Origin of the sequence: Streptomyces sp. NPDC002619 (genome assembly GCF_042889305.1) — a bacterium.
GTDB lineage: Bacteria > Actinomycetota > Actinomycetes > Streptomycetales > Streptomycetaceae > Streptomyces.
Window position 1 is genome coordinate 58,013 of record NZ_JBIAQV010000003.1, and the last position, 23,606, is coordinate 81,618.

Below are 23,606 nucleotides of genomic sequence, written 5' to 3' on the forward strand. Positions count from 1 at the left end.
GCGCCGCCGCATCGGGCGACGCTGTCGCGGAGTCGTGACGACAGTCACAAATGAGTGATAGCTTCGGAGGGTAGAGCTACGTGAGGCACCGCCCGCCCGAGGAGGCCGCACCTCATGAGTCCCTTCACCGGCTCCGCCGCCCGCACCGCGGACTGGAAGCATCTGCGATTCGAGCTCACCGACGGCGTCGCCACCGTCACCCTCGCCCGCCCCGAGAAGCTCAACGCCCTCACCTTCGGCGCCTACGCCGACCTGCGCGACCTGCTCGCCGAGCTCTCCCGCGAGAAGTCTGTACGCGCCCTGGTCCTGGCCGGCGAGGGCCGCGGCTTCTGCTCCGGCGGTGACGTCGACGAGATCATCGGCGCGACCCTCGCCATGGACACCTCCCAGCTCCTCGACTTCAACCGGATGACCGGCCAGGTGGTCCGGGCCGTACGGGAATGCCCCTTCCCGGTGATCGCGGCGGTCCACGGGGTGGCGGCGGGCGCCGGCGCGGTCCTGGCCCTGGCAGCCGACTTCCGGGTGGCGGACCCCACGGCCCGCTTCGCCTTCCTCTTCACCCGCGTGGGCCTGTCGGGCGGCGACATGGGCGCGGCATACCTGCTGCCGAGGGTGGTCGGCCTGGGCCACGCCACGCGCCTGCTGATGCTGGGCGAACCGGTACGGGCACCGGAGGCGGAACGCATCGGCCTCATCAGCGAGCTGACGGAGGAGGGCGGGGCGGACAAGGCGGCGTCGACTCTGGCGCGACGCCTGGCCGAGGGCCCGGCCCTGGCATACGCCCAGACGAAGGCACTGCTGACGGCGGAGCTGGACATGCCGCTGGCGGCGTCGGTGGAACTGGACGCGTCGACCCAGGCCCTCCTGATGAACGGCGAGGACTACGCGGAGTTCCATGCGGCGTTCACAGAGAAGCGCCCCCCGAAGTGGCGGGGCCGATGAAGTCGACAAAAGGGGCAGCCGACCCAGGGGCGCGGGGCAGTGTCGATATGCGGCTGCGCCCCGGGACGCGACAAGCCACAACGCGTCCGCAGCAGCCAGACGGGATCAGTCACCCCCTACGCGTGGCGATCATCGGCGGAGGCCCAGCCGGGCTGTACGCCGCAGCGTTGCTGAAACGCCTCGACCCGGCCCGTGAAATCACCGTGTGGGAACGCAACGCCCCCGACGACACCTTCGGTTTCGGAGTGGTCCTCTCCGACGAAACACTGGGCGGCATCGAACACGCGGACCCAGCCGTATACGAAGCCATGCAACGGGACTTCGTCCGCTGGGACGACATCGACATCGTCCACCGAGGAGTTAGGCACACCTCCGGCGGCCACGGCTTTGCCGCACTGGGCAGGAAACGCCTACTGGAGATCCTGCACAACCGCTGCCACACGCTCGGCATCGACCTCCGCTTCACCAGCGAAGCCCCCTACGTCGCCTGGCTCTCGGAGACGTACGACCTGGTCATCGCCGCCGACGGTGTGCACAGCACCACCCGTGAGGCCTACGCCCATATGTTCCGGCCCCATGTGGCCGCCCACCACTGCCGCTATATCTGGCTCGCCGCCGACTTCGCCTTCGACGCGTTCCGCTTCGAGATCGCCGAGACCGAGCACGGCGTGATGCAACTGCACGGCTATCCCTACGCGGCCGACTCGTCCACGGTGATCGTCGAGATGCGCGAGGAGGTGTGGCGGGCGGCCGGGTTCGACGAACTCGACGAACAGGAGTCCGTCGAGCGCTGCGCCAAGATCTTCGCGGACGCGCTGGGCGGCCGGCCGCTGCGTTCCAACAAGTCCGCGTGGACCACGTTCCGTACGGTGGTCAACGAGCGCTGGTCGTGCGGCAACGTCGTCCTGCTCGGCGACGCTGCCCACACCGCCCACTTCTCCATCGGCTCAGGCACCAAGCTCGCCGTGGAGGACGCGCTCGCGCTGGCGGCCTGTCTGGAGGAACAGCCCTCCCTGGCAGCCGCGTTGACGGCCTACCAGGAGGAACGCAAACCCGTCGTCGCCTCCACCCAGCGCGCCGCCCGCGCCAGCCTGGAATGGTTCGAGAACCTCGGGCTGTATCTCGACCAGCCGCCACGCCAGTTCGCCTTCAACCTCCTCACCCGCAGCCGCCGCGTCACGCACGACAACCTCCGACTGCGCGACGCCCACTTCACCGGGGCGGTGGAGCGCGAGTTCGGCTGCCCGCCCGGCACCCCGCCGATGTTCACGCCGTTCCGGCTGCGCGGCCTCACCCTGCGCAACCGGGTCGTCGTGTCCCCCATGGACATGTACTCGGCGACCGACGGCGTCCCCGGCGACTTCCACCTCGTCCACCTCGGCTCCCGCGCCCTCGGCGGCGCCGGGCTGGTGATGACCGAGATGGTGTGCGTCAGCGCCGAGGGCCGGATCACCCCCGGCTGCACCGGCCTCTACACCGGCAGACAGGCCGAGGCCTGGAAACGGATCACCGACTTCGTGCACACGCAGGCGCCCGGCACCGCGATCGGCCTGCAGCTCGGCCACAGCGGGCGCAAGGGCTCCACCAAGCTGATGTGGGAGGGCATCGACGAGCCGCTGCCCGACGGCAACTGGCCGCTCGTGGCCGCCTCCCCGCTGCCGTACCGTCCGGACAGCCAGACCCCGCGCGAGCTCTCCCGTGCTCAACTCACCGACATCCGCGAGCAGTTCACGGCCGCGGCCTGGCGTGCCGCCCGCGCCGGTTTCGATCTGCTCGAACTCCACTGCGCCCACGGCTATCTGCTCTCCGGCTTCCTCTCCCCGCTCACCAATCACCGCACCGACGCCTACGGCGGCTCGCTCGACAAGCGCCTCCGTTTCCCGTTGGAGGTCTTCGATGCCGTACGCGGGGTGTGGCCGCAGGAGAAGCCCATGACCGTGCGGATCTCCGCCACCGACTGGGCCGAGGGCGGGACCACGGCCGAGGACGCCGTCGAGATCGCCCGCGCCTTCGCCGCGCACGGCGCCGACGCGATCGATGTGTCGACCGGGCAGGTGGTGGCGGAGGAGCAGCCGGAGTACGGGCGGTCGTACCAGACGCCGTTCGCCGACCGCATCCGGCACCAGGCCGGGATCCCGGTGATCGCCGTCGGCGCGATCTCGTCGTGGGACGACGTCAACTCCCTGATCCTGGCCGGGCGTACGGACCTGTGCGCGCTGGCCCGTCCACATCTCTACGACCCGAACTGGACCCTGCACGCCGCCGCCGAGCAGGGCTACGAGGGGCCCGGCGCCGGCTGGCCCGCCCCCTACCGGGCCGGCAGCCGCCGCCCGCAGACCGGACGCGCCGACGCACCCAAACCCCGGCTCACACTGGATCAGACGCCCACATAGGCCGCCCCCGCCTCCCGCAGCCGCTCGTGCAGCGCCCGGAACACCTCCGCCGAGCGCGCGCCGGGCCAGTTCGCGGGCAGCAGGCGCGTGGGCAGGCCGGGGTCGGTGTAGGGGAGGTGGCGCCAGGAGTCCAGGGCGAGGAGGTAGTCGTGGTACGCCTCCTCGGGCGGGGTGTCCGCGCGCCGCCGCCAGGCGTGCAGCACGGGCGCGTGCACGTCCAGGAACGCCTCGTGCTCCTTGGCGATCGCGGCCAGGTCCCACCAGCGGGCGACGGCCTCGACCGTCGGCGCGAAACCGAGGTGCTCGCCGCGGAAGAAGTCCACGTACGGAGCAAGCGCGAGGCGGCACAGGGTGTGCCGCGTCTCCTCGTACAGCCGCGCCGGGGCGATCCACACCCCGGGCGCCGCCGTGCCGAAGCCCAGGGCCGCGAGACGGGAGCGCAGCACGTGCCGCTTCTGGCGCTCCGACTCGGGCACCGAGAACACGGCCAGCACCCAGCCCTCGTCCTCGGGCGGCGCGGCGGCGTAGATGCGCCGGTCGCCGTCGTCCAGCAACTGCCGTGCCTCCGGGGACAGTTCGTAGCCGGCCGCGGCCTGCGCCGTGCGTGCGGGCAGCAGCAGCCCCCGTCTCTTCAGGCGGGACACCGACGAGCGCACGGACGGCGCGTCCACGCCGACCGCGGCCAGCAGCCGGATGAGCTCGGCGACGGGCACGGGGCCTGGCATGAAGCGGCCGTACGCGCCGTAGAGCGTGACGATGAGGGACCGGGGGGCGTGCAGCTCGGACACGTTGATCATCTTAGGTCTTCTTGATCACTACTGATTTCCGGTGGTCCGCAGCCGGAAGCGCTGGAGCTTGCCGGTCGCCGTGCGCGGCAGGGCGTCCAGGAAGACGATCTCGCGCGGGCATTTGTACGGCGCGAGCTCCGACTTGACGAAGGCGCGCAGCGCGTCCTCGTCCCGGTCCGCGCCCTCCTTGACGACGACGTACGCCACCACCACCTGGCCCCGCGCCTCGTCGGGCCGGCCGACCACCGCCGCCTCCACCACGTCCGGGTGGCGCAGCAGAGCGTCCTCGACCTCCGGGCCGGCGATGTTGTACCCGGCCGAGATGATCATGTCGTCGGCGCGGGCGATATAGCGGAAGTAGCCGTCGCCCTCGCGGACGTACGTGTCCCCGGTGACGTTCCAGCCGCCCCGCACGTAGTCCCGCTGCCGCGGGTCCGCGAGGTAGCGGCAGCCGACCGGGCCGCGCACGGCCAGCAGTCCGGGCTCGCCGTCGGGAACGGGCTCCCCGCGCTCGTCCTGCACGCGCGCGTGCCACCCCGGTACGGGTCTGCCGGTCGTGCCCGGCCTGATGTGCTCGTCGGCCGCGGAGATGAAGATGTGCAGCAGCTCGGTGGCGCCGATGCCGTTGATGATGCGCAGGCCGGTGCGCTCGTGCCAGGCCCGCCAGGTGGCGGCGGGCAGGTTCTCGCCCGCCGAGACACAGCGTCTGAGGGAGGCGGTGTCGTGCCCGTCCAGCTCGTCGAGCATCGCGCGGTAGGCGGTCGGTGCGGTGAACAGCACGGAGACGCGGTGCCGCGCAATGGCCGGCAACAGCTGCTTGGGGCCGGCCTGTTCGAGCAGCAGGGCGCTGGCGCCAACGCGCATCGGGAACACCACGAGGCCGCCGAGACCGAAGGTGAAGCCGAGCGGGGGACTGCCCGCGAACACATCGTCCACATGGGGCCGGAGCACATGCTTCGAGAAGGTGTCCGCGATGGCGAGCACATCCCGGTGGAAGTGCATGCACCCTTTCGGGCGACCGGTGGTGCCCGAGGTGAACGCGATCAGCGCGACGTCGTCGGTTGCGGTGTCCACGGCCGTGTACGGCGTCCCGGGCGCCGGGCGGCGCAGCAGGTCGTCCGGCGCGTCACCGCCGTATGTCGTGATCCGCAGCCCGGGGATCTCGGCCTTCGCCAGGTCGTCCACGGCCCTCACGTCGCACAGGGCGTGCCGCACCCGGGCGATCTCACAGATCGTGGCCAGCTCGTGCGGGCGCTGCTGGGCCAGCACGGTCACGGCGACGGCGCCTGCCTTCAGCACCGCCAGCCAGCAGGCCGCCAGCCAGGGGGTCGTCGGGCCGCGCAGCAGGACGCGGTTGCCGGGAACCACACCGAGGTCACCGGTGAGGACGTGGGCGAGTCGGTCGACGCGGGCGCGCAGCTCGCCGTACGTCCAGGAGTCGCCCATGGGCGTGTGAAACACCGGCCGGGACGGATCGGTGTGGTCCAGGAGTTCGGCGGCGCAGTTCAGCCGGTCGGGGTAGTTCAGCTCCGGCAGGTCGAAGCTGAGCTCGGGCCACTGGTCGGGCGGCGGCAGGTGGTCGCGCGCGAAGGTGTCGACGTGGGCCGAGACGTTCATGGCGGTTCGCCCCCTTGCCTGCTGGGCTGCTGGTGGGCTCGCACAAGGAGCGTATCGTGTTGGTGACGACAGTCAACGGTGCGCGATACCGTCGAGTGGGGTCAGGACGGCCCGTCGTGGAGGGAGGACCGGCAGTGCCCGCATTCTCACTCGAACCCGAGCAAACCGCCTGGTGCGCCGAACTGCGCACGCTGGCCGCCGAGCGGCTGCGCCCACTCGCCGAGAAGGGCGAGCCCGGCCGCGTCAACCGCCCGTTGGTCGCGGAACTGGGCCGACTCGGTTTGCTCTCCCGCCTGTTCACCTCCGGCGCCCTGGATCTCTGCCTGATGCGCGAGTCCCTCGCCCGCGCCTGCACGGAGGCGGAGACGGCCCTCGCCCTCCAGGGCCTGGGCGCCCATCCGATCCACGCCCACGGCACCCCGGCCCAACGGGAGCGCTGGCTGCCCGGCGTCACGGACGGAACGACGGTGGCGGCGTTCGCCCTGTCCGAACCGGGGGCGGGTTCGGACGCGGCGGCACTCGCGCTGCGCGCGGTCCCGGAAGGGGGCGGAGGCTCGGGCGACGAGGACACGGGGGAGGGGCCGAAGTGGGGTGGGGCACCCGGCAGCGTGGGGACGCGGCCTCGCGGGGCGCGGCCCGATCCGGGGGTGGGCGGCGGCAGTGGCGACGAGGACAATGCGGCCGTCGTCATGGGGGAGGGCCTGGGGCGGGGTGGTGCACCCCGCGCCGTGGGTGCGCGGCCTCGTGGGGTACGGGCGGATCCGAGAGTCGGCGGCGGCAACAGCGGCTCGGGCGCGGCGGCCTTCGAGTCGCGCACCGATCAGGAGCGGGGCGGCGCCGCCGGGACGGCCGACTCGGCGAAGGGCGGCTCGGCGAGCAGCGACCCCACCGGGAGGGTCGGCCCCAGCGGTTCCCCCCTCGACGCCCGCCCCGACGGCCCCCGGCGCTGGCGCCTCACCGGTGAGAAGTGCTGGATCTCCAACGCCCCCGAGGCCGACTTCTACACCGTGTTCGCGCGCACCACGTCCGGCGCCGGGGCCCGCGGGGTGACCGCCTTCCTCGTTCCCGCCGACCGGCCCGGCCTCACCGGCGCCGCCCTGGAGATGCTTTCTCCGCACCCCATCGGCAGCCTCGCCTTCGACGCCGTACCCGTCACCGGTGACGACGTGCTCGGCGAGGTGGACCGCGGGTTCCGTGTCGCGATGGGCACGCTGAACCTCTTCCGCCCCAGCGTCGGCGCCTTCGCCGTCGGCATGGCACAGGCCGCGCTCGACGCCACCCTCGCCCACACGCGCGGGCGGGACGCGTTCGGCGGCAAGCTGAGCGACCTGCAGACGGTCGCCCACCAGGTAGCGGAGATGGCGCTGCGCACCGACGCCGCCCGCCTCATGGTCTACGCGGCGGCGACGGCGTACGACGCCGGCTCCCCGGACGTCCCCCGGCGCGCCGCGATGGCGAAGCTGCTCGCCACCGAGACCGCGCAGTACGTCGTCGACAAGGCCGTCCAGCTGCACGGCGCCCGCGCCCTGCGCCGCGGCCACCTGCTCGAACACCTCTACCGCGAGGTGCGCGCCCCACGCGTCTACGAGGGCGCGAGCGAGGTCCAACGAGGCATCATCGCCAAGGAGTTGTACGCCGCCCTGCCCGCCACCCAGGAGCACCCGGAGACCCCGTGACGACCGAGCGCCTCAACCCGCCCGAGCTCTCCCCGCCCGCCGGCTTCTCGCACGCCGTCGTCGCCACGGGCACCCGGGTGGTCTTCCTGGCCGGCCAGACCGCCCTCGACACCGACGGAAAGATCACCGGCGACACCCTCCCGGAGCAGTTCGAGCGGGCCCTGGCCAACCTGCTCACCGCCCTGCGCGCGGCGGGCGGCACCCCCGCCGACCTCGCTCGTGTCACCGTCTACGCCACCGACGTCGCCGCCTACCGCACCCACGCCCCCGAACTCGGCCGTATCTGGCGGGAGTCGGCGGGCCGGGACTATCCCGCGATGGCGGTCGTCGAGGTCGTACGCCTCTGGGACGAGCGGGCGCAGGTCGAAATCGACGGCTTCGCGGTCCTGCCCTAGGTCGGGAACTGCTCAGGCCGCGATCGTGAGCCGTTCGGCCGGTACCCGGTGCGGCTGCACCACGCTTCCGTCGGGGTGCAACTCGCCGGTGTCGTCGAAGTGGATCGTGCCGTCGCACAGCAGGTTCCAGCCCTGCTCCGGGTGGGCGGCGACAATGTGCGGGGCGCCGCTGTCGTGGCTCTGGGTCTGGTGTGAACACATGGCGCACCTCCGCGTCGGATGTGACGGGTGCCGGCCCCCCTGACGGCTCGGTCACCTACGGGGCGCTTCCAGCCGGCGCCGAGGCGGCGATCGTGCTCGGCCCTTCGGCTCCCTCGCGGCCTTTCGCCGCCCGGCACAGTAGACCATGCGCCGCTCGGGAACTCCTAGGAACGGCCTGTGGCGAAGGGTGACAACACACGGACGACCCCCTGACCGTTCCATGACGCCCATGACGCGCCACCGATGGAGTGAAGATCACGGACGGGATCGCAGCGGCCCGGTAACTACCTGGGAAAACCCCACCCCACGTTCCGGGAGGAACCCCATGCCCGTACGTCCCCACCTCGGCGCCGCCGTCGGCGCGGCGGCCCTGCTGCTCGCCGCGGCCGTCGCCCCCGCCACCGCCGACCCGTACGAGTCGGTGAGCGTCGACCCGACGGGCCGTATCACCGCTGACGGCACCGTGACCCTGACCGGCACCTACCGCTGCACCGGCGGCACCGGTCCGGTGTTCGTCAGCTCCTCGGTCAGCCAGGGCGACGCGCAGGTGAAGCACGGCATCGGCGGCACCCTGGCCGTCTGTGACGGCGCCGAGCACACCTGGGAGAACACTGGGAAGGTCACGTCGGACAAGGTCGCCCCCGGCGCGGCCCAGGTCGAGGCCACCGTCATGGAACTCCACCCCCAGGGCGGCCTGCCCCTGCCGGCGTTCCACGCGTCGCGACAGCAGGACGTGACACTCGTCGCGAACTGACCGCGTACACGCGACGGCCGCGCCGCCCGCCGGGCAGGCGCGGCCGTCGTCGCGTCGCCGTGTATGTGATGTGGCGATGCGTCACCTTCCGGTGCGTTCCGTGTCGATGCCGAGCGACGCCCACAGCTCCCGCTCTTCCCGGCTCGGCGGGGTCGCGCAGTGCCGCTCCGGGTGCCCGGGCGGGGGCCCCGGTGGCGGCGCTTCCCGGGGAGCGGGGTCGGAGCCGGTGCCCAGGGCGACGTAGTGGACACCGGGCAGCGGTCCGACGAAGAAGACGCCGAGACCGTTGAGCTGGATGAACAGCTGCTTCATCGCGATGGCGCCGACCCTGCCGAGCCAGAACCTCAGCCTCATACCGCCCCTCCAAGCCGGTCCCGAGGACGTCCCCGGACGACCCGTCGGCACCATGGTCACCGCTCGGCCTGAAGGGTTGCTTGAACGACTCACGGCATACACCGGCTCGTCGCCGCCGTCGTCATCATGCTCACCTGTCTGATCCCCAACTCGCCGGCCATTGCCGTCCCCCTGTTCAACTTCGGTCCGGCCTGGCTGCAGCACATCGCCTCCGACCGGGCCTTCGGATTCGGCCTGCGTACCGCCGACGGCTGGCAGCGCTGACGCTTTGGTCCCACGCAAGCCGTTGCTGCGAGGCTCGTCCGGGTCCACGGCGCCTCGGAAACCCGACCACCGCACCACCTGTGCAGGACGCGGGTGTCGCCGTGGCCGTCGGGCTTTCACCCAGAACGGCTGGCACGGCAGGTCGGTCACCCAGGTCATCGAGCAGATCCTCGGGATCCACCCGATGAACCAGAAGGACAGCGCGGCCACCCCGATGCGTGGGGCGTTCACCGGGCACGCGAACAACACGCCGTTCACGGCGGTGCCCAACCGGACCTCGCTGACCCTCGGCGTGAGCCCCCAGCCCACCTGCGGCGCGGACACCCCGGCGCCTCAGGACGCCAAGGCGGCGCCCGCGCCGACGTCTGCAGCGGTGCCGGCGGACAAGCAGGCGCTCGCGGCGCGGTGGGACGCATGGAAGTCGCACCAGCGGCTGACCGGACCGGGCGCCGTGCCCGACTTCGCCAACCCCGCGCAGATGAACCACTTCACGTGGTACGAGACGCACAACTGGAAGACGCCGTACCCCGGCGAGAGCAAGATCTACTCGCCGAACGACGTACCGGGCGCCTACCTCCCGTCGTCGGAGAACGACGGCTGATGTAGCCCGACCGATCTCAAGGGCCCCTGCCCGGCGGTGACGCCGGGCAGGGGCCCTTGACGTTGGGTCAGGTCACCGGCCGGCCTGGAGGGCGCGGGTGTCAGATCTCCGCACCGCCACCTGCAAAGCGCACCGGGGACACGAGCGCGATCCGGATCAGACCGGGCTCGGGCGGCGGGGCGTCGTAGACGTAGGTGACGGTCAGGGCCGGGCGGGTGTCCGTGGCTTCGAGACGGGTCGTGTAGAGCTTCATGTCGCCGACGGCACTAAGGGCACGGCGTCCGAACGTCGGGGTCTTCTCCAGTTCGGCACACAGGGACTCGACGGCTTCGAGGGCTCCCCCTCCGATGGCCAGGCAACGGTTGCGCGGGCTTCACGCGTGATTTCGGCGACGACAGGGGCCGGCGACTGGGCCTCGTTCGTGACGGCCGTAAAGCGCAGTGAGTTGGGCGCCTAGAGCGCCGCGGAGCTGTCCCGGGCGCGCAGTCTTTCGCGCGCCCGGGACGGGTTCTAGCGGAACGCCGGCAGGTTGCGCGCGACCCACTCGCCGAAGGAGCCGGCCGGGCGGTGAAGGACGGCCTTCACGTCGGGGCTGATCTTCTGCTCGGCCGGGAGCGGGACGCCGAGGACATCGAGAGTGCCGGTGACGACCTCCTCCGGCATGAACTGCTTCATGTGGAGATGAGCGTCCTCGCGAGACAACTCCACGAAGGTCACTTCCTCGCCCAGCGCCTCGGAGATGGCTACAGCCTGCCGACGTGGGCTGATCAGCTCAGGGCCGGTCAGCTCGTACGCGCGGCCCGCGTGCCCGTCATCGCGCAGTGCGGCCGCGGCGACCGCGGCGATGTCCGCCGGGTCGATGACGGGCAGCGCCACGTCACCGAACGGGGCGAAGATCGTGCGCTTGGTGCGGACCGTCTCGGCCCAGGCGAAGGCATTGGAGGCGAAACCACCGGGGCGCAGGATGGTGAACTCGACGCCGGACGCACGCACCGCCGCCTCGAACTCCCGCAGGCGGGCGTGCGAGAGCGCCTCGGGGCGAGTGGCGCTGACCTGCGAGGAGACCAGGACGATCCGCTCGATCCCGGCGTCTGTGGCCGCGCCGATCAGGGCGTCGGGGCTCTCGCCCCGGCTGTTGAGCTCGCCGCTCAGCAGGATGAATAGCGCGCGGGTGCCTTCGAGGGCGGGGCGCATGCTCGGGGCGTCCCCGACATCGGCCTGAGCCCACCGGACGCCGGCCGCGGGGTGGGCGGGCTGGGGACGCCGCGACACGGCCACGACCTCCTCGCCCGCCTCGGCCAGCAGTTCCACCAGCGTCCGCCCGATGTTGCCGGTTGCGCCCGTCACTGTGATCATCGTGCCCCCTTGAAGTTAGTTAGTTGACTGACTTAGAAGTGACGGTAGCACGCTCCCGCGGCTGGCTGTCTATAGTCAGTTGGGTGACCAACTCAGTGAATCGGCGGGTGCGGGCGTCGCAGAAGCGTCAACGGCTCACGGCGGCGGCGGCCCGGGTCCTGCACGAGCAGGGGGTCGAACGCACCACCCTCTCCGACATCGCGCGTGAGGCCGACGTCCCTGTCGGGAACGTCTACTACTACTTCAAGACCAAGGACGAGCTGGTCCGGGCCGCGCTGTCCGAGCACAGCGCGCACCTGGACGAACTCACCGGCCGACTGGAGCAGTTGGCCGACCCGCTCGACCGCCTCAAGGGGCTGATAGAAGCCTGGGTCGACCAGCGTGACGTCGCCGCCCGCCACGGCTGCCCCACCGGCACCCTGGCCGTCGAACTCGACAAGCGCGCCGACGGGACCCTCGATGCGGAGGTCGGCGCAGTGATCCGGCGGCTGTTGGACTGGGCGGGACGCCAGTTCCGCGAGCTGGATCTGTCCGAACCGGAGGACCTGGCCCTCACGCTCATCTCCGCCTACCAGGGCATGTCACTCCTGGCCAACGCCCTGCGCGAGCCGGACATCATGACCCGCGAGGGGGCCCGCCTCCTGCGCTGGCTCGACTCCCTCCAGCCTCCGGACGGGCACCCCTGAACCGGCGCACGACAATCGCCGGACTCACCTGTCGATACGCCTCCCGGGAAGCCAAGTGCTTCCGGATCTGCGAGCGGTGGCACTCGATTGTCCGTAGAACTTCAGTAGAACAGTGTCGGCGTTACTCAGATGTCCCGGAAGATCTCGATCTGCGCCCCGATCGAGTTGAGGCGCTCGGCGAGATCCTCATAACCCCGGTTGATGACATACACGTTGCGCAGCACCGACGTGCCTTCCGCCGCCATCATCGCCAGCAGGACGACCACCGCGGGACGCAGGGCCGGCGGGCACATCATCTCCGCCGCGCGCCAGCGCGTGGGGCCCTCGACCAGGACGCGGTGCGGGTCGAGCAACTGGAGGCGGCCGCCGAGACGGTTGAGGTCCGTGAGATAGATCGCGCGGTTGTCGTAGACCCAGTCGTGGATCAGCGTCTTTCCCTGCGCGGACGCCGCGATGGCCGCGAAGAACGGCACGTTGTCGATGTTCAGGCCGGGGAACGGCATCGGGTGGATCTTGTCGATCGGCGCCTCCAGCTTGGAAGGCCGCACGGTCAGGTCCACCAGTCGCGTACGGCCGTTGTCGGCGACGTACTCCGGTGTGCGGTCGGTGTCGAGGCCCATCTCCTCCAGGACCGCCAGCTCGATCTCCAGGAACTCGATCGGCACGCGCCGCACCGTCAGCTCCGACTCCGTGACCACCGCGGCGGCCACCAGGCTCATCGCCTCGACCGGGTCCTCGGAGGGGGAGTAGTCCACGTCGACGTCGATGGTCGGCACGCCGTGCACGGTGAGCGTGGTGGTGCCGATGCCGTCGACCCGGACGCCCAGGGCCTCCAGGAAGAAGCAGAGGTCCTGGACCATGTAGTTGGAGGACGCGTTGCGGATGACCGTGACGCCGTCGTGGCGGGCGGCGGCCAGCAGCGCGTTCTCGGTGACGGTGTCCCCGCGCTCGGTCAGCACGATCGGGCGCCCGGGGCGCACCGAGCGGTCCACCTCGGCGTGGTACTGCCCCTCCGTCGCGGTGACCTCGAGCCCGAACCGGCGCAGCGCGATCATGTGCGGCTCGATCGTCCGCGTACCGAGGTCGCAGCCGCCGGCGTAGGGCAGCTTGAAGCGGTCCATGCGGTGCATCAGCGGGCCGAGGAACATGATGATGGAGCGCGTCCGTACGGCCGCCTCCGCGTCGATCGCCGCCAGCTCCAGCTCGGCCGGCGGCACGATCTCCAGGTCGACGCCGTCGTTGATCCAGCGGGTGCGCACGCCGACGGAGTTGAGCACCTCCAGGAGGCGGTACACCTCCTCGATCCGCGCGACCCGGCGCAGCACAGTACGGCCCTTGTTGAGCAGCGAGGCGCACAGCAGGGCGACGCAGGCGTTCTTGCTCGTCTTGACGTCGATGGCGCCGGACAGCCGACGGCCACCGACGACCCGCAGATGCATCGGGCCCGCGTAGCCCAGCGAGACGATCTCACTGTCCAGGGCTTCACCGATTCGGGCGATCATCTCAAGGCTGATGTTCTGGTTGCCGCGTTCGATACGGTTCACGGCACTCTGGCTGGTGCCGAGCGCCTCCGCGAGCTGTGCCTGTGTCCAGCCTCGGTGTTGCCGGGCGTCACGGATGAGTCGGCCGATGCGTACGAGGTAGTCGTCTGCCATGTGGTCGAGGCTATCTCAGATATGAGATGGCACCTGTTGGGGGGGGTCCATTCGGGTGACGGCATGTCCATGGTGCCTGGTGGTGCGAGTGTGCCGCTCGTTGGACGCTGGGATGATTCGGGTGTATCGGAGCAAATGCCGCAACGTGCTCTACAGGGCGCGTCGGCAGCGGACCCCACTCGTCGTCCCGCCAGGACAGCGTGAACGGCTGGGCATCCACGCCGACCAAGGCAAGATCGAAGTCGAGCCGCGTGAGGTGATGGCGCTCCAGCCAGGCCTCATACGGAACGTGCCCATCGCCCGTCGCTGACCAGTACCAGCCGGTGAAGATCCCCTGCCCCCGACACGAGGGAAAGGACCGCGACGGATGGCCGGCCTTGAACCGCAACGACCACATCACGGACAGCGGGCCCTTGCGCAGGGCACCATCCGGCCCGACCGGCCGAACCCGGCGTCCGGCGAATCCGTCCCGGCCCCCACCACCAAGCGTCGACGCGGTACAGCGACCGTAGGGAAGGCGCGGCAGCGGCACCTCAGAGAGACTGAAACACCGCGCTAGTTGCCCGAGAAGGGCTGAGACACAGCCACCGGCGCCCCGGAAAGAGTGTGACTGCCCCAGTTCTACTCGGACAGGACAGCCGGTGTCTGTTCTCACCGAAGCCAGTCGCCGTCTCATCCAACCCAGTCGATGCGGTCTGGGCCAGGCACGCTGTCACCCGCCTGGAGTGCCTGCGGTTGCGCCTGAAGCCGAGCGAGTGTGTGTGGACGCAGACTCACATTTGCTCGCATACGCGGGTGTGGTCCCAGCACGTCTCCATCCTCACCGCCCCAGGCAGGGCGGGATGGTTATGCAATCCGATGCAGAGGCCGTCGCGTGTCGGCACCTTGTCGGTGTATGCCGCGATCCGGTCGGTGAGCTGCAGGGCCGCATAGATCGAGCCGCCTTCCAGGATCGAGGTACAGAAATGACGTATGTCGCCCAGGACCGCCCGCGCATCGGCTGGATCGGTACCGGCCGCATGGGCTTCCAGCTCGCCGCCCGGCTGCTGGACGCGGGGCACGACGTAGCCGTCTACAACAGAACCCGCGCCAAGGCCGAACCGCTGGCTGAACGGGGAGCCACAATCGTCGACCGGCCGGCCGATCTGGCCGACCGGGACGTCGTCTTCACCATGGTCTCCGCCTCACCCGACCTGGAGGCGGTCACCACGGGCCCTGGCGGCGTGCTGACCTCGCCGGATGCCGCACCGGGGGTGCTGGTCGACAGCTCCACGGTGTCCACGCAGATGTCCGCGCTGATCCGGAAAGCAGCCGCCACGCGTGGGACCGACTTCCTGGCCGCCCCGGTGAGTGGGAACCCGAAGGTGATCGCCGCAGGCAAGTTGACCGTCGCGGTCTCCGGCTCGCGCGAGGTGTTCGACCAGGTCGAGCCGTTGCTGGCACGGCTGGGGCGCGGGGTGACCTACGTCGGCGAGGACGAAGTCGCCCGTCTCGTCAAGATCGCGCACAACGTCTTCCTCGGTGTCGTCACCCAGTCGCTGGCCGAGATCACCATCCTTGCGGAGAAGGGCGGTGTCAGCCGTGCCGCCTTCCTGGAATTCCTCAACGACTCCGTGATGGGTTCGGTCTACACCCGCTACAAGTCGCCCGCGCTGGTCAACATGGACTTCAAGCCGACGTTCACCATGCCGCTGCTGCGCAAGGACTTCGACTTGGGGCTGTCCGCGGCCCGCGAGTTGGAGGTCCCGATGCCGCTCGCCGCCGCCACCGCTCAGCTCGTCGCGGGTGCCATCGGGGCAGGGCATGTCGAGGAGGATTTCGCCGCCTTGATCATTGAGCAGGCCAGGAACTCCGGCATCACGCTGGAAGCCCAGAACGTCCCCGTGGACGACGGCCTGGCACCGCAGGCCTGACCGGCTATGACTCGACTGGGTTGGATGAGACGCCGACTGGCTTCGGTGAGAACGGACAGCCGGGTCCGGGCATGACCATCCCGCCCCCATGTACTAGAGTTATCTCGACATCGAGATATCTGCCGAGGTGCACCGCAGTCGCCACCCAGTAAGGGCTACCTAAGTTAGCCTTACCTTAGCTGATCGGCCAAGGCGTCGTGGCGGCAGGATTGCGGTGAGTACGCGCACATCAATGAAGGAGACTGTCGTGTCGGCGAACAGCTTCGACGCCCGCAGCACGCTGCAGGTGGGCGACGAGTCGTACGAGATCTTCCGGCTGGACAAGGTGGAAGGCTCGGCTCGCCTTCCGTACAGCCTGAAGGTGCTGCTGGAGAACCTGCTCCGCACCGAGGACGGCGCGAACATCACCGCCGACCACATCCGCGCGATCGGCTCCTGGGACTCCCAGGCGCAGCCGTCGCAGGAGATCCAGTTCACGCCGGCCCGCGTGATCATGCAGGACTTCACCGGCGTGCCCTGTGTCGTCGACCTCGCCACGATGCGCGAGGCCGTCAAGGAGCTCGGCGGTGACCCGGCGAAGATCAACCCGCTGGCCCCGGCCGAGCTGGTCATCGACCACTCCGTCATCGCCGACAAGTTCGGCACCAACGACGCCTTCAAGCAGAACGTCGATCTGGAGTACGGCCGCAACAAGGAGCGCTACCAGTTCCTGCGCTGGGGCCAGACCGCGTTCGACGAGTTCAAGGTCGTCCCGCCGGGCACCGGCATCGTCCACCAGGTGAACATCGAGCACCTGGCCCGGACCGTCATGGTTCGCAATGGCCAGGCGTACCCCGACACCCTCGTCGGCACCGACTCGCACACCACCATGGTCAACGGCCTGGGCGTGCTCGGCTGGGGCGTCGGCGGCATCGAGGCCGAGGCCGCCATGCTCGGCCAGCCGGTCTCCATGCTGATCCCGCGCGTCGTCGGCTTCAAGCTCACCGGTGAGCTGCCCGCCGGCACCACCGCCACCGACCTCGTGCTGACCATCACCGAGATGCTCCGCAAGCACGGCGTCGTCGGCAAGTTCGTCGAGTTCTACGGCGAGGGTGTGGCCGCGACGAGCCTCGCCAACCGCGCCACCATCGGCAACATGTCGCCCGAGTTCGGCTCCACCGCCGCGATCTTCCCGATCGACGACGAGACCCTGAAGTACCTGCGACTGACCGGCCGCTCCGACCAGCAGGTCGCGCTTGTCGAGTCGTACGCCAAGGAGCAGGGTCTCTGGCTGGACCCGAAGGCCGAGCCGGACTTCTCCGAGAAGCTCGAGCTGGATCTGTCGACGGTCGTCCCCTCCATCGCCGGCCCGAAGCGCCCGCAGGACCGCATCGTCCTTGCGAACGCCGCCGAGCAGTTCAAGACGGACGTCCGCAACTACGTGGACACCGCCGACGAGGCGGGCGAGGAGTCCTTCCCGGCCTCCGACGCCCCGGCCGTCGCGCCGAACGGCGCCCCGTCCAACCCGGTCCAGGTCACCGCCCCCGACGGCACGACCTACACGCTCGACCACGGTGCGGTGACGGTCGCGGCCATCACCTCCTGCACCAACACCTCGAACCCGTACGTCATGGTCGCTGCCGCGCTCGTCGCGAAGAAGGCCGTGGAGAAGGGCCTGACCCGCAAGCCGTGGGTCAAGACCACCCTCGCCCCGGGCTCGAAGGTCGTCACCGACTACTTCGACAAGGCCGGGCTCACCCCGTACCTCGACAAGGTCGGCTTCAACCTGGTCGGTTACGGCTGCACCACCTGCATCGGCAACTCCGGCCCGCTGCCGGAGGAGGTCTCCAAGGCCGTCAACGACCACGACCTCGCGGTCACCTCGGTCCTCTCCGGCAACCGGAATTTCGAGGGCCGTATCAACCCCGACGTCAAGATGAACTACCTGGCCTCCCCGCCGCTGGTCGTCGCGTACGCCCTCGCGGGTTCCATGAAGGTGGACATCACCAAGGACGCGCTGGGCACGGACCAGGACGGCAAGCCGGTCTACCTGACCGACATCTGGCCGACCGAGGCCGAGGTCAACGACGTCGTGGCGAACGCCATCGGCGAGGACATGTTCAACAAGTCCTACCGGGACGTCTTCGCGGGCGACGCCCAGTGGCAGTCCCTGCCCATCCCGACGGGCAACACCTTCGAGTGGGACGCCGAGTCGACGTACGTCCGCAAGCCCCCGTACTTCGAGGGCATGCAGATGGAGCCGGCCCCGGTCACCGACATCGCCGGCGCCCGCGTCCTGGCCAAGCTGGGCGACTCGGTCACCACCGACCACATCTCCCCGGCCGGTGCGATCAAGGCGGACACCCCGGCGGGCCAGTACCTCACCGAGCACGGTGTGGAGCGTCGTGACTTCAACTCGTACGGCTCCCGTCGCGGCAACCACGAGGTCATGATCCGCGGCACGTTCGCCAACATCCGCCTGCGCAACCAGATCGCGCCGGGCACGGAGGGCGGCTACACCCGCGACTTCACCCAGGACGGCGGCCCGGTCTCCTACATCTACGACGCCTCGCGCAACTACCTCGCGCAGGGCACCCCGCTGGTCGTCCTGGCCGGCACGGAGTACGGCTCCGGCTCGTCCCGCGACTGGGCGGCCAAGGGCACGGCCCTCCTGGGCGTCAAGGCCGTCATCGCCGAGTCGTACGAGCGCATCCACCGCTCGAACCTCATCGGCATGGGCGTCCTGCCGCTGCAGTTCCCGGAGGGCCAGAACGCCGAGTCCCTCGGCCTGACCGGCGAGGAGGCCTTCTCCTTCACCGGCGTCACCGAGCTCAACGACGGCACGACCCCGCGCACGGTCAAGGTCACCACCGACACGGGCGTCGAGTTCGACGCGGTCGTCCGCATCGACACCCCCGGTGAGGCCGACTACTACCGCAACGGCGGCATCCTGCAGTACGTGCTGCGGAGCCTGATCAGCAAGTAAGCGGTACGGCAATGCGGTCCAGGGCCGCATCCCCCGAAGACGGGGATGCGGCCCTTTCCGTTGCCCTGGGACATTGGGCCGCTCTGGGCGGACCCGGTGAATCGGGCAGCACCGGGTCCGCGAGCCGGGCAGGTCAAAGGGGGGAGCAACCTGTCCGGATGGAGCGTGGCTTGTGTCGGCGCCGAGGTGCGACAACGTTGTCTGAGTGGTCTGTACATGACTCTATCGCCCCAACCGACAACGATGTCAAGGGACTTGAGATAGCCCGAACAGGTGAACCCCGGGTCTGTTGACGCGGCCGGGATCGGCGTCGCGGCCGGTGCACGCGGTCTTCCGTGGTAGCGGTGGCGCACGCTACTGTCCCTGCGGCTTGTGCGACCTGTGGTGCGCGACCCGTCCGAAGGAGGAGGGGCCGCGTCATGCGTTTCCGTCCCACGTCCCTGCTGCTCGCCGCCGCGCTCGCGGTCGGCGCTGCCACCCCCGCCCTCGCGGCGACCGCCGCACCCCCTGATCTGGTCGACGACCCCACGGCATACGTCGATCCGCTGATCGGCACCAAGAACGGCGGCAACGTCTTCCCGGGCGCCGTCGTGCCCTTCGGCATGCTCTCCTGGAGTCCGGAGAACACCAGAGGCAACGCCAACAGCACCGCCGCGCCGGGCGCCCGGACAACGCCACGGCGGCCGGCCAGAGCATCGAACTGCCCACCCCGGCAGCCAAGTTGTCGTTCGTCGGCAGCGCGGTCAACGGCAACCAGCAGACCCGGGCGACCGTCACCTACACCGACGGCACCACGGACACCGTCGACCTCTCCTTCACCGACTGGACCGTCGGCGGCGGAGGCGGGACCGTCCAGTACGGCAACGTGGTCGTGGCCAAGGCCGCGTACCGCAACGTCGCCGGTGCGGACAAGGACCCGGTGGCGACGTACGTCTTCGCCACCAAGCCGTACGAGGCGCCGGCCGGCAAGAGCATCAAGAGCGTGCGGCTTCCGGACAACAGCGACCTGCACGTGTTCACCCTCGCGGTGAGCTGACCGGCCGCATGAAGTGAAACAGGAGGGCCCGCCGGTCTCGACCGGCGGGCCCTCAGGGTTGTCAGACGTCCGTCACGCCAGCAGCTCCACCTCCGCCAGCGTCGACTCGCCGTCCAGGACCAGGCGGTACTTCGTGTACGAGCCCGGGGCGTCGACCGTGAACGCCCTGGTCTGGCGGTCCCAGGCAAAGGATTCGCCCGAGCGGTGGTCCAGGGTCTTCCAGGTCGTGCCGTCGGTGGAGGCCTGGAGGGTCCAGCCGGTCGGTGCCTTTGTGTGGTCCGTACCGGACGTCAGCGTGTACTGGACGGCCTTCGTCGCGCTCCCCACCGGCAGGTCCACGGACGTCACCGCCGCGGACGTCGCCGAGGTGTTGTCGAACAGGGCGCCGTCACCCTTCAGCACGTCCGCGCGGGGCGTGGGGACCTTGTCGTCCTGGGTGATGGAGACCGGGGCCGCGTTCTTGCCGGTGCCCCACTTCGAGGGCCTGGAGCCCATGTCGAAGGTCAGCACCCCGCCCTTCTCGAGCAGCGTGTGGGGGAGCGAAGTCTTCGTCCAGGAGCTGCCGTTGACGGTCAGGCCCTGCACATAGACGTTCTTCGCGCTGTTCTTCGGGGCGTTGATCACCAGGTCGTGGCCGTTCTCCAGATGGACCGTGGCCTTGGTGAACAGCGGGGAGCCGATGGCGTACTCGCTGCTGCCCATGACCAGCGGGTAGAAGCCGAGCGAGGAGAAGAGGTACCAGGCCGACTGCTCGCCGTTGTCCTCGTCGCCGTGGTAGCCCTGCCCGATCTCGCTGCCCGTGTAGAGGCGGGAGAGCGCCTGGCGGACGTTCTCCTGCGCCTTCCAGGGCTCACCGGCCGCGTCGTACATGTAGATCACATGGTGCGCGACCTGGTTGGAGTGGCCGTACATGCCCATCCGTACGTCCCGCGCCTCGGTCATCTCGTGGATGACACCGCCGTAGGAGCCGACGAACTCGGGCGAGGCCGTCTCCGGCGTGGCGAAGTACTCGTCGAGCTTGTCGCCGAGGCCGCTGCGGCCGCCGTACAGGTTGGCGAGGCCGCGGCTGTCCTGCGGGGCGGTGAAGGCGTAGCCCCAGCCGTTGGTCTCCGTGTAGTCGTAACCCCACACGCGCGGGTCGTACTTGGCGGAGTCGACGCGCCAGTTGCCCTGCGCGTCACGGCCCTGGAAGAAACCGGCCTTGGAGTCGAAGAGGTTGACGTAGTCCTGGGCGCGGTTGAGGAAGTACTGGGACTCCTCCTTGTAGCGCTTCTCGCCTGTCTTCTTGTAGAGGGCCTCGCCCATCTTGGCGATGCCGTAGTCGTTGACGTAGCCCTCCATGGCCCAGGAGAAGCCCTCACCGGTGGACGTGCTGGTGTAGCCGAGGAAGGGCGAGGTGGCCATGCCCTTGCGGCCCACGCCCGAGGACGGCGGGACGACGGTCGCGTTCTTCACGGCCGCGTCGTACGCCGCCTTCGCGTCGAACGTGACGCCCTTGACGTATGCGTCCGCGAACGCCACGTCCGAGGAGGTGCCGGTCATCAGGTCCGCGTAGCCGGGGGAGGACCAACGGGAGGTCCAGCCACCGTCCTTGTACTGCTGCACGAACCCGTCGACCATTTCGCCTGCCTGAGAGGGCGTCAGGAAGGAGTACGCCGGCCACGTGGTCCGATAGGTGTCCCAGAAGCCGTTGTTGACGTACACCTTGCCGTCGACGATCTTCGCGCCGGTGTGGGTCGGGGTGTCCGGACCCGGCATCGGCGAGAACGGCGACGCGTACTGGTCCTTCGAGCCGACCTTCTCGAAGCCCGAGTTGGGATACAGGTACAGCCGGTACATGCTGGAGTACAACGTGGTCAGCTGGTCGGGCGTCGCGCCCTCGACCTCGACCTTGCCGAGGATCTTGTCCCAGGCGCGCTGGGCCTTCGCCTTCACCGCGTCGAAGGACGTGCCGTCCGGGATCTCCTGGCGCAGGTTGTCCTTCGCCTGGTCGACGCTGATCAGCGAGGTCGCCAGGCGCAGGGTGACGGTGTGGTCGTCACCCGCGGCGAACCGCAGATAGCCCTTGACCCCGCTCGAACTCCCGTCCGTGACCGGCTTGTCGAAGACGCCGTACACGAACAGCCGCGTCGCGCCCGTCGACAGGCCCGACTTCACGTCGGAGTAGCCGGTGACGACGCCGTTGTCCTTGTCGAGGGTGAGCCCGGCCTGCTCGGTGACGTTGTCGAAGAGCACGCTCGCGTCGTCACCGGGGTAGGTGAAGCGCAGGGACGCCGCGTGGTCGGTCGGCGCCATCTCCGCCTTGAGCCCGTTCTCGAAGCGGACGCCGTAGTAGTACGGCCGCGCGGTCTCGTTCTCGTGCCGGAAGGCCAGCGACCGCGCCGTACGGTCAGTGTCCGGCGTGCCCGAGGCGGCCGACGGCATCACCTGGAAGGTCTGCCTGTCGCCCATCCAGGGGCTGGGCTCATGGCTCGCGCTGAACGCCTGGATCGTCGGCAGGTTGTCGGCGTTGTTGCCCCGCGCGTACTCGTACAGCCAGCTGAGCGAGCCCGCGTTGGTCACCGGCGTCCAGAAATTGAAGCCGTGCGGCAGCGCGGTCGCCGGGAAGTTGTTGCCGCGCGAGAAGCTGCCGCTGGAGTTGGTGCCGCGGGTGGTTAGCGCATAGTCGGCCAGGTGCGCCTTGGGCTTCTCGGGGGCGACCGCCTTGACCGCCACGTCGTCTATCCAGCCGCGGAACTTGGCCGGCCCCTTGGGGGAGTCGTACGCCAGCAGGATCCGGTCGACCGTCTTGCCCGCGGCGACCGAACCTATTCGCGAGGCCACGTTGTTCCACTGGTTGACGTACAGCACCTTGGCGGCGCCCTGCCCCTGCGGGGTCAGTGCGAAGCCGTGCTGGTCCGTGGCGCCGAGACCGCTCAGATACGTCCCGTCCGTGAAGGCCAGGTCCACCGAGACGTTGGTGGCGTCGTAGTCGCGGTCGCCGTCGGCCATCGACGGGAAGATCCGGTACGACAGCTGGGTGTCGCGGCCGACCTTCACATCGACGTCGAAGACCTTGTTGTACGAGTACGCCCGCCCGTCCGCGGTGTGCCGGCCCGCGTAGCGCAGGGCCCGCTTGCCGGTGTAGCCCGCGCCGGCCTTCGCCGTCGGCGAGCCGCTCGGGCCGCGGTCGACGAGCGAGAGCATGTCCTGCGGCACCGGGTCACCCGTGCCGCCCGTGGAGAACTGCACGTCTGCCAGCTGCAGGATGTCCGACGCGCCGTTGTTCTTCGTCACGTCGAGCCGGAAGTGCTGGTATTCGGCCGGTTCGGTGAGATCGTACGTCTTGGTCTGGAATCGTTCCGAGAAGGACTCCCCGGTCCGGGTGTCGACGGTCTTCCAGTCCTTGCCGTCCGTCGAGCCCTGAAGGGTCCAGTCCTTCGGGTCGCGCCCGTCGAAGTCGTTGGCCGACGTGAGGGCGTACGTCACGAGCTTGATGGGCTTGTCGAGGTCGAACTCGACCCAGCCGGTGGGCTCGAAGGTGAGCCACTTGGTGCTCGGCTCGCCGTCGACGAGGTTCTCCTTGACCTCGCCTCCGCCCGTGTTCTCGCTGCTCGCCCGTACGTCGGTGACATGGTCGGTGACATTGCCCGGAATGCCGGTGCTGTAGCCGCCGTCGACGCCGGAGGCGCGCTTGCTTCCGTCCGGTGCCGTGTCGACGGTGTTCAGCCAGTCCGGCGCCGGATCGCCCGTCTCGAACGACGAGGCGAACTCCTGGCCCGGGGCGGTCGCTTGGACGGGCAGGGCGACTGCCGCTCCCTGCGAGCCGACCGCCATGACGAAGGCGGCCGTGACCACGACCGCCGGACCCCATCTGTGCCCAGTTCTTCGCTGCAACAAAGCGGGTACCCTCCCTGCGCACGTTAGACAACGTTGTCAATTTTGGTGCGCAGGAACCAGTAGGGAGTCAAGTGGCCGGTGATGTCAAGAGCGTTGGCTGCGGCATTCAGGGACCTATGTCGCGGATTTTT

General features: G+C 69.8%; 17 protein-coding genes and 3 pseudogenes. 12 read left to right on the forward strand and 8 right to left on the reverse strand.

From position 1 onward, the window contains the following. Positions 1-114: 114 nt before the first annotated feature. Positions 115-942, forward strand: coding sequence for an enoyl-CoA hydratase family protein (locus tag ACFYXB_RS07445; RefSeq protein WP_351351967.1), 828 nt, complete (start codon positions 115-117; stop codon positions 940-942). Then, positions 939-3,335, forward strand: coding sequence for a bifunctional salicylyl-CoA 5-hydroxylase/oxidoreductase (locus ACFYXB_RS07450; RefSeq protein ID WP_389578789.1), 2,397 nt, complete (start codon positions 939-941; stop codon positions 3,333-3,335). Before ACFYXB_RS07445 ends, ACFYXB_RS07450 begins: the two co-directional genes overlap by 4 nt. Here ACFYXB_RS07450 and ACFYXB_RS07455 read toward each other — a convergent pair. Both ACFYXB_RS07455 and ACFYXB_RS07460 read right to left on the reverse strand, forming a co-directional pair. Continuing rightward, positions 3,320-4,132, reverse strand: a complete 813-nt coding sequence (locus ACFYXB_RS07455; RefSeq protein WP_351351961.1) for a PaaX family transcriptional regulator C-terminal domain-containing protein — start codon at positions 4,130-4,132, stop codon at positions 3,320-3,322. The genes ACFYXB_RS07450 and ACFYXB_RS07455 overlap by 16 nt on opposite strands. A gap of 18 nt (positions 4,133-4,150) precedes the next feature. Next, positions 4,151-5,812 carry an AMP-binding protein gene (locus ACFYXB_RS07460; RefSeq protein ID WP_389579513.1) on the reverse strand — a complete coding sequence of 554 codons (1,662 nt, stop codon included), beginning with the start codon at positions 5,810-5,812 and terminating at the stop codon, positions 4,151-4,153. A 62-nt stretch (positions 5,813-5,874) separates the two neighbouring features. On the opposite strand from ACFYXB_RS07460, the gene ACFYXB_RS07465 reads away from it, so the two are divergent. Together ACFYXB_RS07465 and ACFYXB_RS07470 are read left to right on the forward strand one after the other, a co-directional pair. Then, entirely contained in the window at positions 5,875-7,416 is a 1,542-nt protein-coding gene (locus ACFYXB_RS07465) for an acyl-CoA dehydrogenase family protein (protein ID WP_389578793.1), read from the forward strand. Continuing rightward, positions 7,413-7,811, forward strand: a complete 399-nt coding sequence (locus ACFYXB_RS07470; protein ID WP_389578796.1) for a RidA family protein — start codon at positions 7,413-7,415, stop codon at positions 7,809-7,811. Before ACFYXB_RS07465 ends, ACFYXB_RS07470 begins: the two co-directional genes overlap by 4 nt. 12 nt (positions 7,812-7,823) lie before the next feature. Here ACFYXB_RS07470 and ACFYXB_RS07475 read toward each other — a convergent pair whose 3' ends face one another. Then, the gene (locus tag ACFYXB_RS07475; RefSeq protein ID WP_351351953.1) at positions 7,824-8,012 is read right to left on the reverse strand and encodes a DUF5999 family protein; all 189 of its coding nucleotides are present in this window, start codon (positions 8,010-8,012) and stop codon (positions 7,824-7,826) included. 325 nt (positions 8,013-8,337) lie between these two features. On the opposite strand from ACFYXB_RS07475, the gene ACFYXB_RS07480 reads away from it, so the two are divergent. Beyond that, positions 8,338-8,766 (forward strand): DUF6299 family protein, encoded by a 429-nt coding sequence (locus tag ACFYXB_RS07480; protein WP_389578799.1) that lies wholly within the window; start codon positions 8,338-8,340, stop codon positions 8,764-8,766. 81 nt (positions 8,767-8,847) lie between these two features. On the opposite strand, the gene ACFYXB_RS07485 is transcribed toward ACFYXB_RS07480, so the two are convergent. After that, entirely contained in the window at positions 8,848-9,120 is a 273-nt protein-coding gene (locus tag ACFYXB_RS07485) for a DUF6059 family protein (protein WP_389578802.1), read from the reverse strand. Between the two features lie 96 nt (positions 9,121-9,216). Between ACFYXB_RS07485 and ACFYXB_RS07490 the strand changes: the two genes are divergently transcribed. After that, entirely contained in the window at positions 9,217-9,384 is a 168-nt protein-coding gene (locus ACFYXB_RS07490; RefSeq protein ID WP_389579515.1) for a DUF4260 family protein, read from the forward strand. Between the two features lie 154 nt (positions 9,385-9,538). Beyond that, positions 9,539-9,985: pseudogene (locus ACFYXB_RS07495) on the forward strand (phosphoesterase); the annotation flags it as partial. Between the two features lie 100 nt (positions 9,986-10,085). Here the strand turns inward: ACFYXB_RS07495 and ACFYXB_RS07500 are convergent. Both ACFYXB_RS07500 and ACFYXB_RS07505 read right to left on the reverse strand, forming a co-directional pair. Beyond that, entirely contained in the window at positions 10,086-10,238 is a 153-nt protein-coding gene (locus ACFYXB_RS07500; RefSeq protein ID WP_389578804.1) for a hypothetical protein, read from the reverse strand. A 257-nt stretch (positions 10,239-10,495) separates the two neighbouring features. Then, positions 10,496-11,341 carry an SDR family oxidoreductase gene (locus tag ACFYXB_RS07505; RefSeq protein WP_389578807.1) on the reverse strand — a complete coding sequence of 282 codons (846 nt, stop codon included), beginning with the start codon at positions 11,339-11,341 and terminating at the stop codon, positions 10,496-10,498. A 95-nt stretch (positions 11,342-11,436) separates the two neighbouring features. On the opposite strand from ACFYXB_RS07505, the gene ACFYXB_RS07510 reads away from it, so the two are divergent. After that, positions 11,437-12,027: a TetR/AcrR family transcriptional regulator gene (locus ACFYXB_RS07510; protein ID WP_389579517.1), complete on the forward strand. Its 591-nt coding sequence runs from the start codon at positions 11,437-11,439 to the stop codon at positions 12,025-12,027. Between the two features lie 125 nt (positions 12,028-12,152). Here the strand turns inward: ACFYXB_RS07510 and ACFYXB_RS07515 are convergent, their stop codons facing one another. Further along, complete coding sequence (locus ACFYXB_RS07515; protein ID WP_389578809.1) at positions 12,153-13,682, reverse strand: helix-turn-helix domain-containing protein; 1,530 nt, start codon at positions 13,680-13,682, stop codon at positions 12,153-12,155. 965 nt (positions 13,683-14,647) lie between these two features. Between ACFYXB_RS07515 and ACFYXB_RS07520 the strand changes: the two genes are divergently transcribed. The 4 genes and pseudogenes from ACFYXB_RS07520 to ACFYXB_RS07535 all read left to right on the forward strand — a co-directional run. Continuing rightward, complete coding sequence (locus tag ACFYXB_RS07520; protein ID WP_389578812.1) at positions 14,648-15,595, forward strand: NAD(P)-dependent oxidoreductase; 948 nt, start codon at positions 14,648-14,650, stop codon at positions 15,593-15,595. A gap of 247 nt (positions 15,596-15,842) precedes the next feature. Further along, a complete protein-coding gene (gene acnA, locus ACFYXB_RS07525) occupies positions 15,843-18,560 on the forward strand; it encodes an aconitate hydratase AcnA (RefSeq protein ID WP_389578815.1) in 2,718 nt (905 codons plus the stop codon). Positions 18,561-18,979: 419 nt separating this feature from the next. Further along, positions 18,980-19,189 (forward strand): annotated as a pseudogene (locus tag ACFYXB_RS07530) (hypothetical protein); the annotation flags it as partial. A 26-nt stretch (positions 19,190-19,215) separates the two neighbouring features. Further along, a pseudogene (locus ACFYXB_RS07535) lies at positions 19,216-19,596 on the forward strand (glycoside hydrolase family 92 protein); the annotation flags it as partial. 72 nt (positions 19,597-19,668) lie between these two features. On the opposite strand, the gene ACFYXB_RS07540 reads toward ACFYXB_RS07535, so the two are convergent. Next, entirely contained in the window at positions 19,669-23,412 is a 3,744-nt protein-coding gene (locus ACFYXB_RS07540; RefSeq protein WP_389579520.1) for a GH92 family glycosyl hydrolase, read from the reverse strand. Positions 23,413-23,606 lie beyond the last annotated feature (194 nt).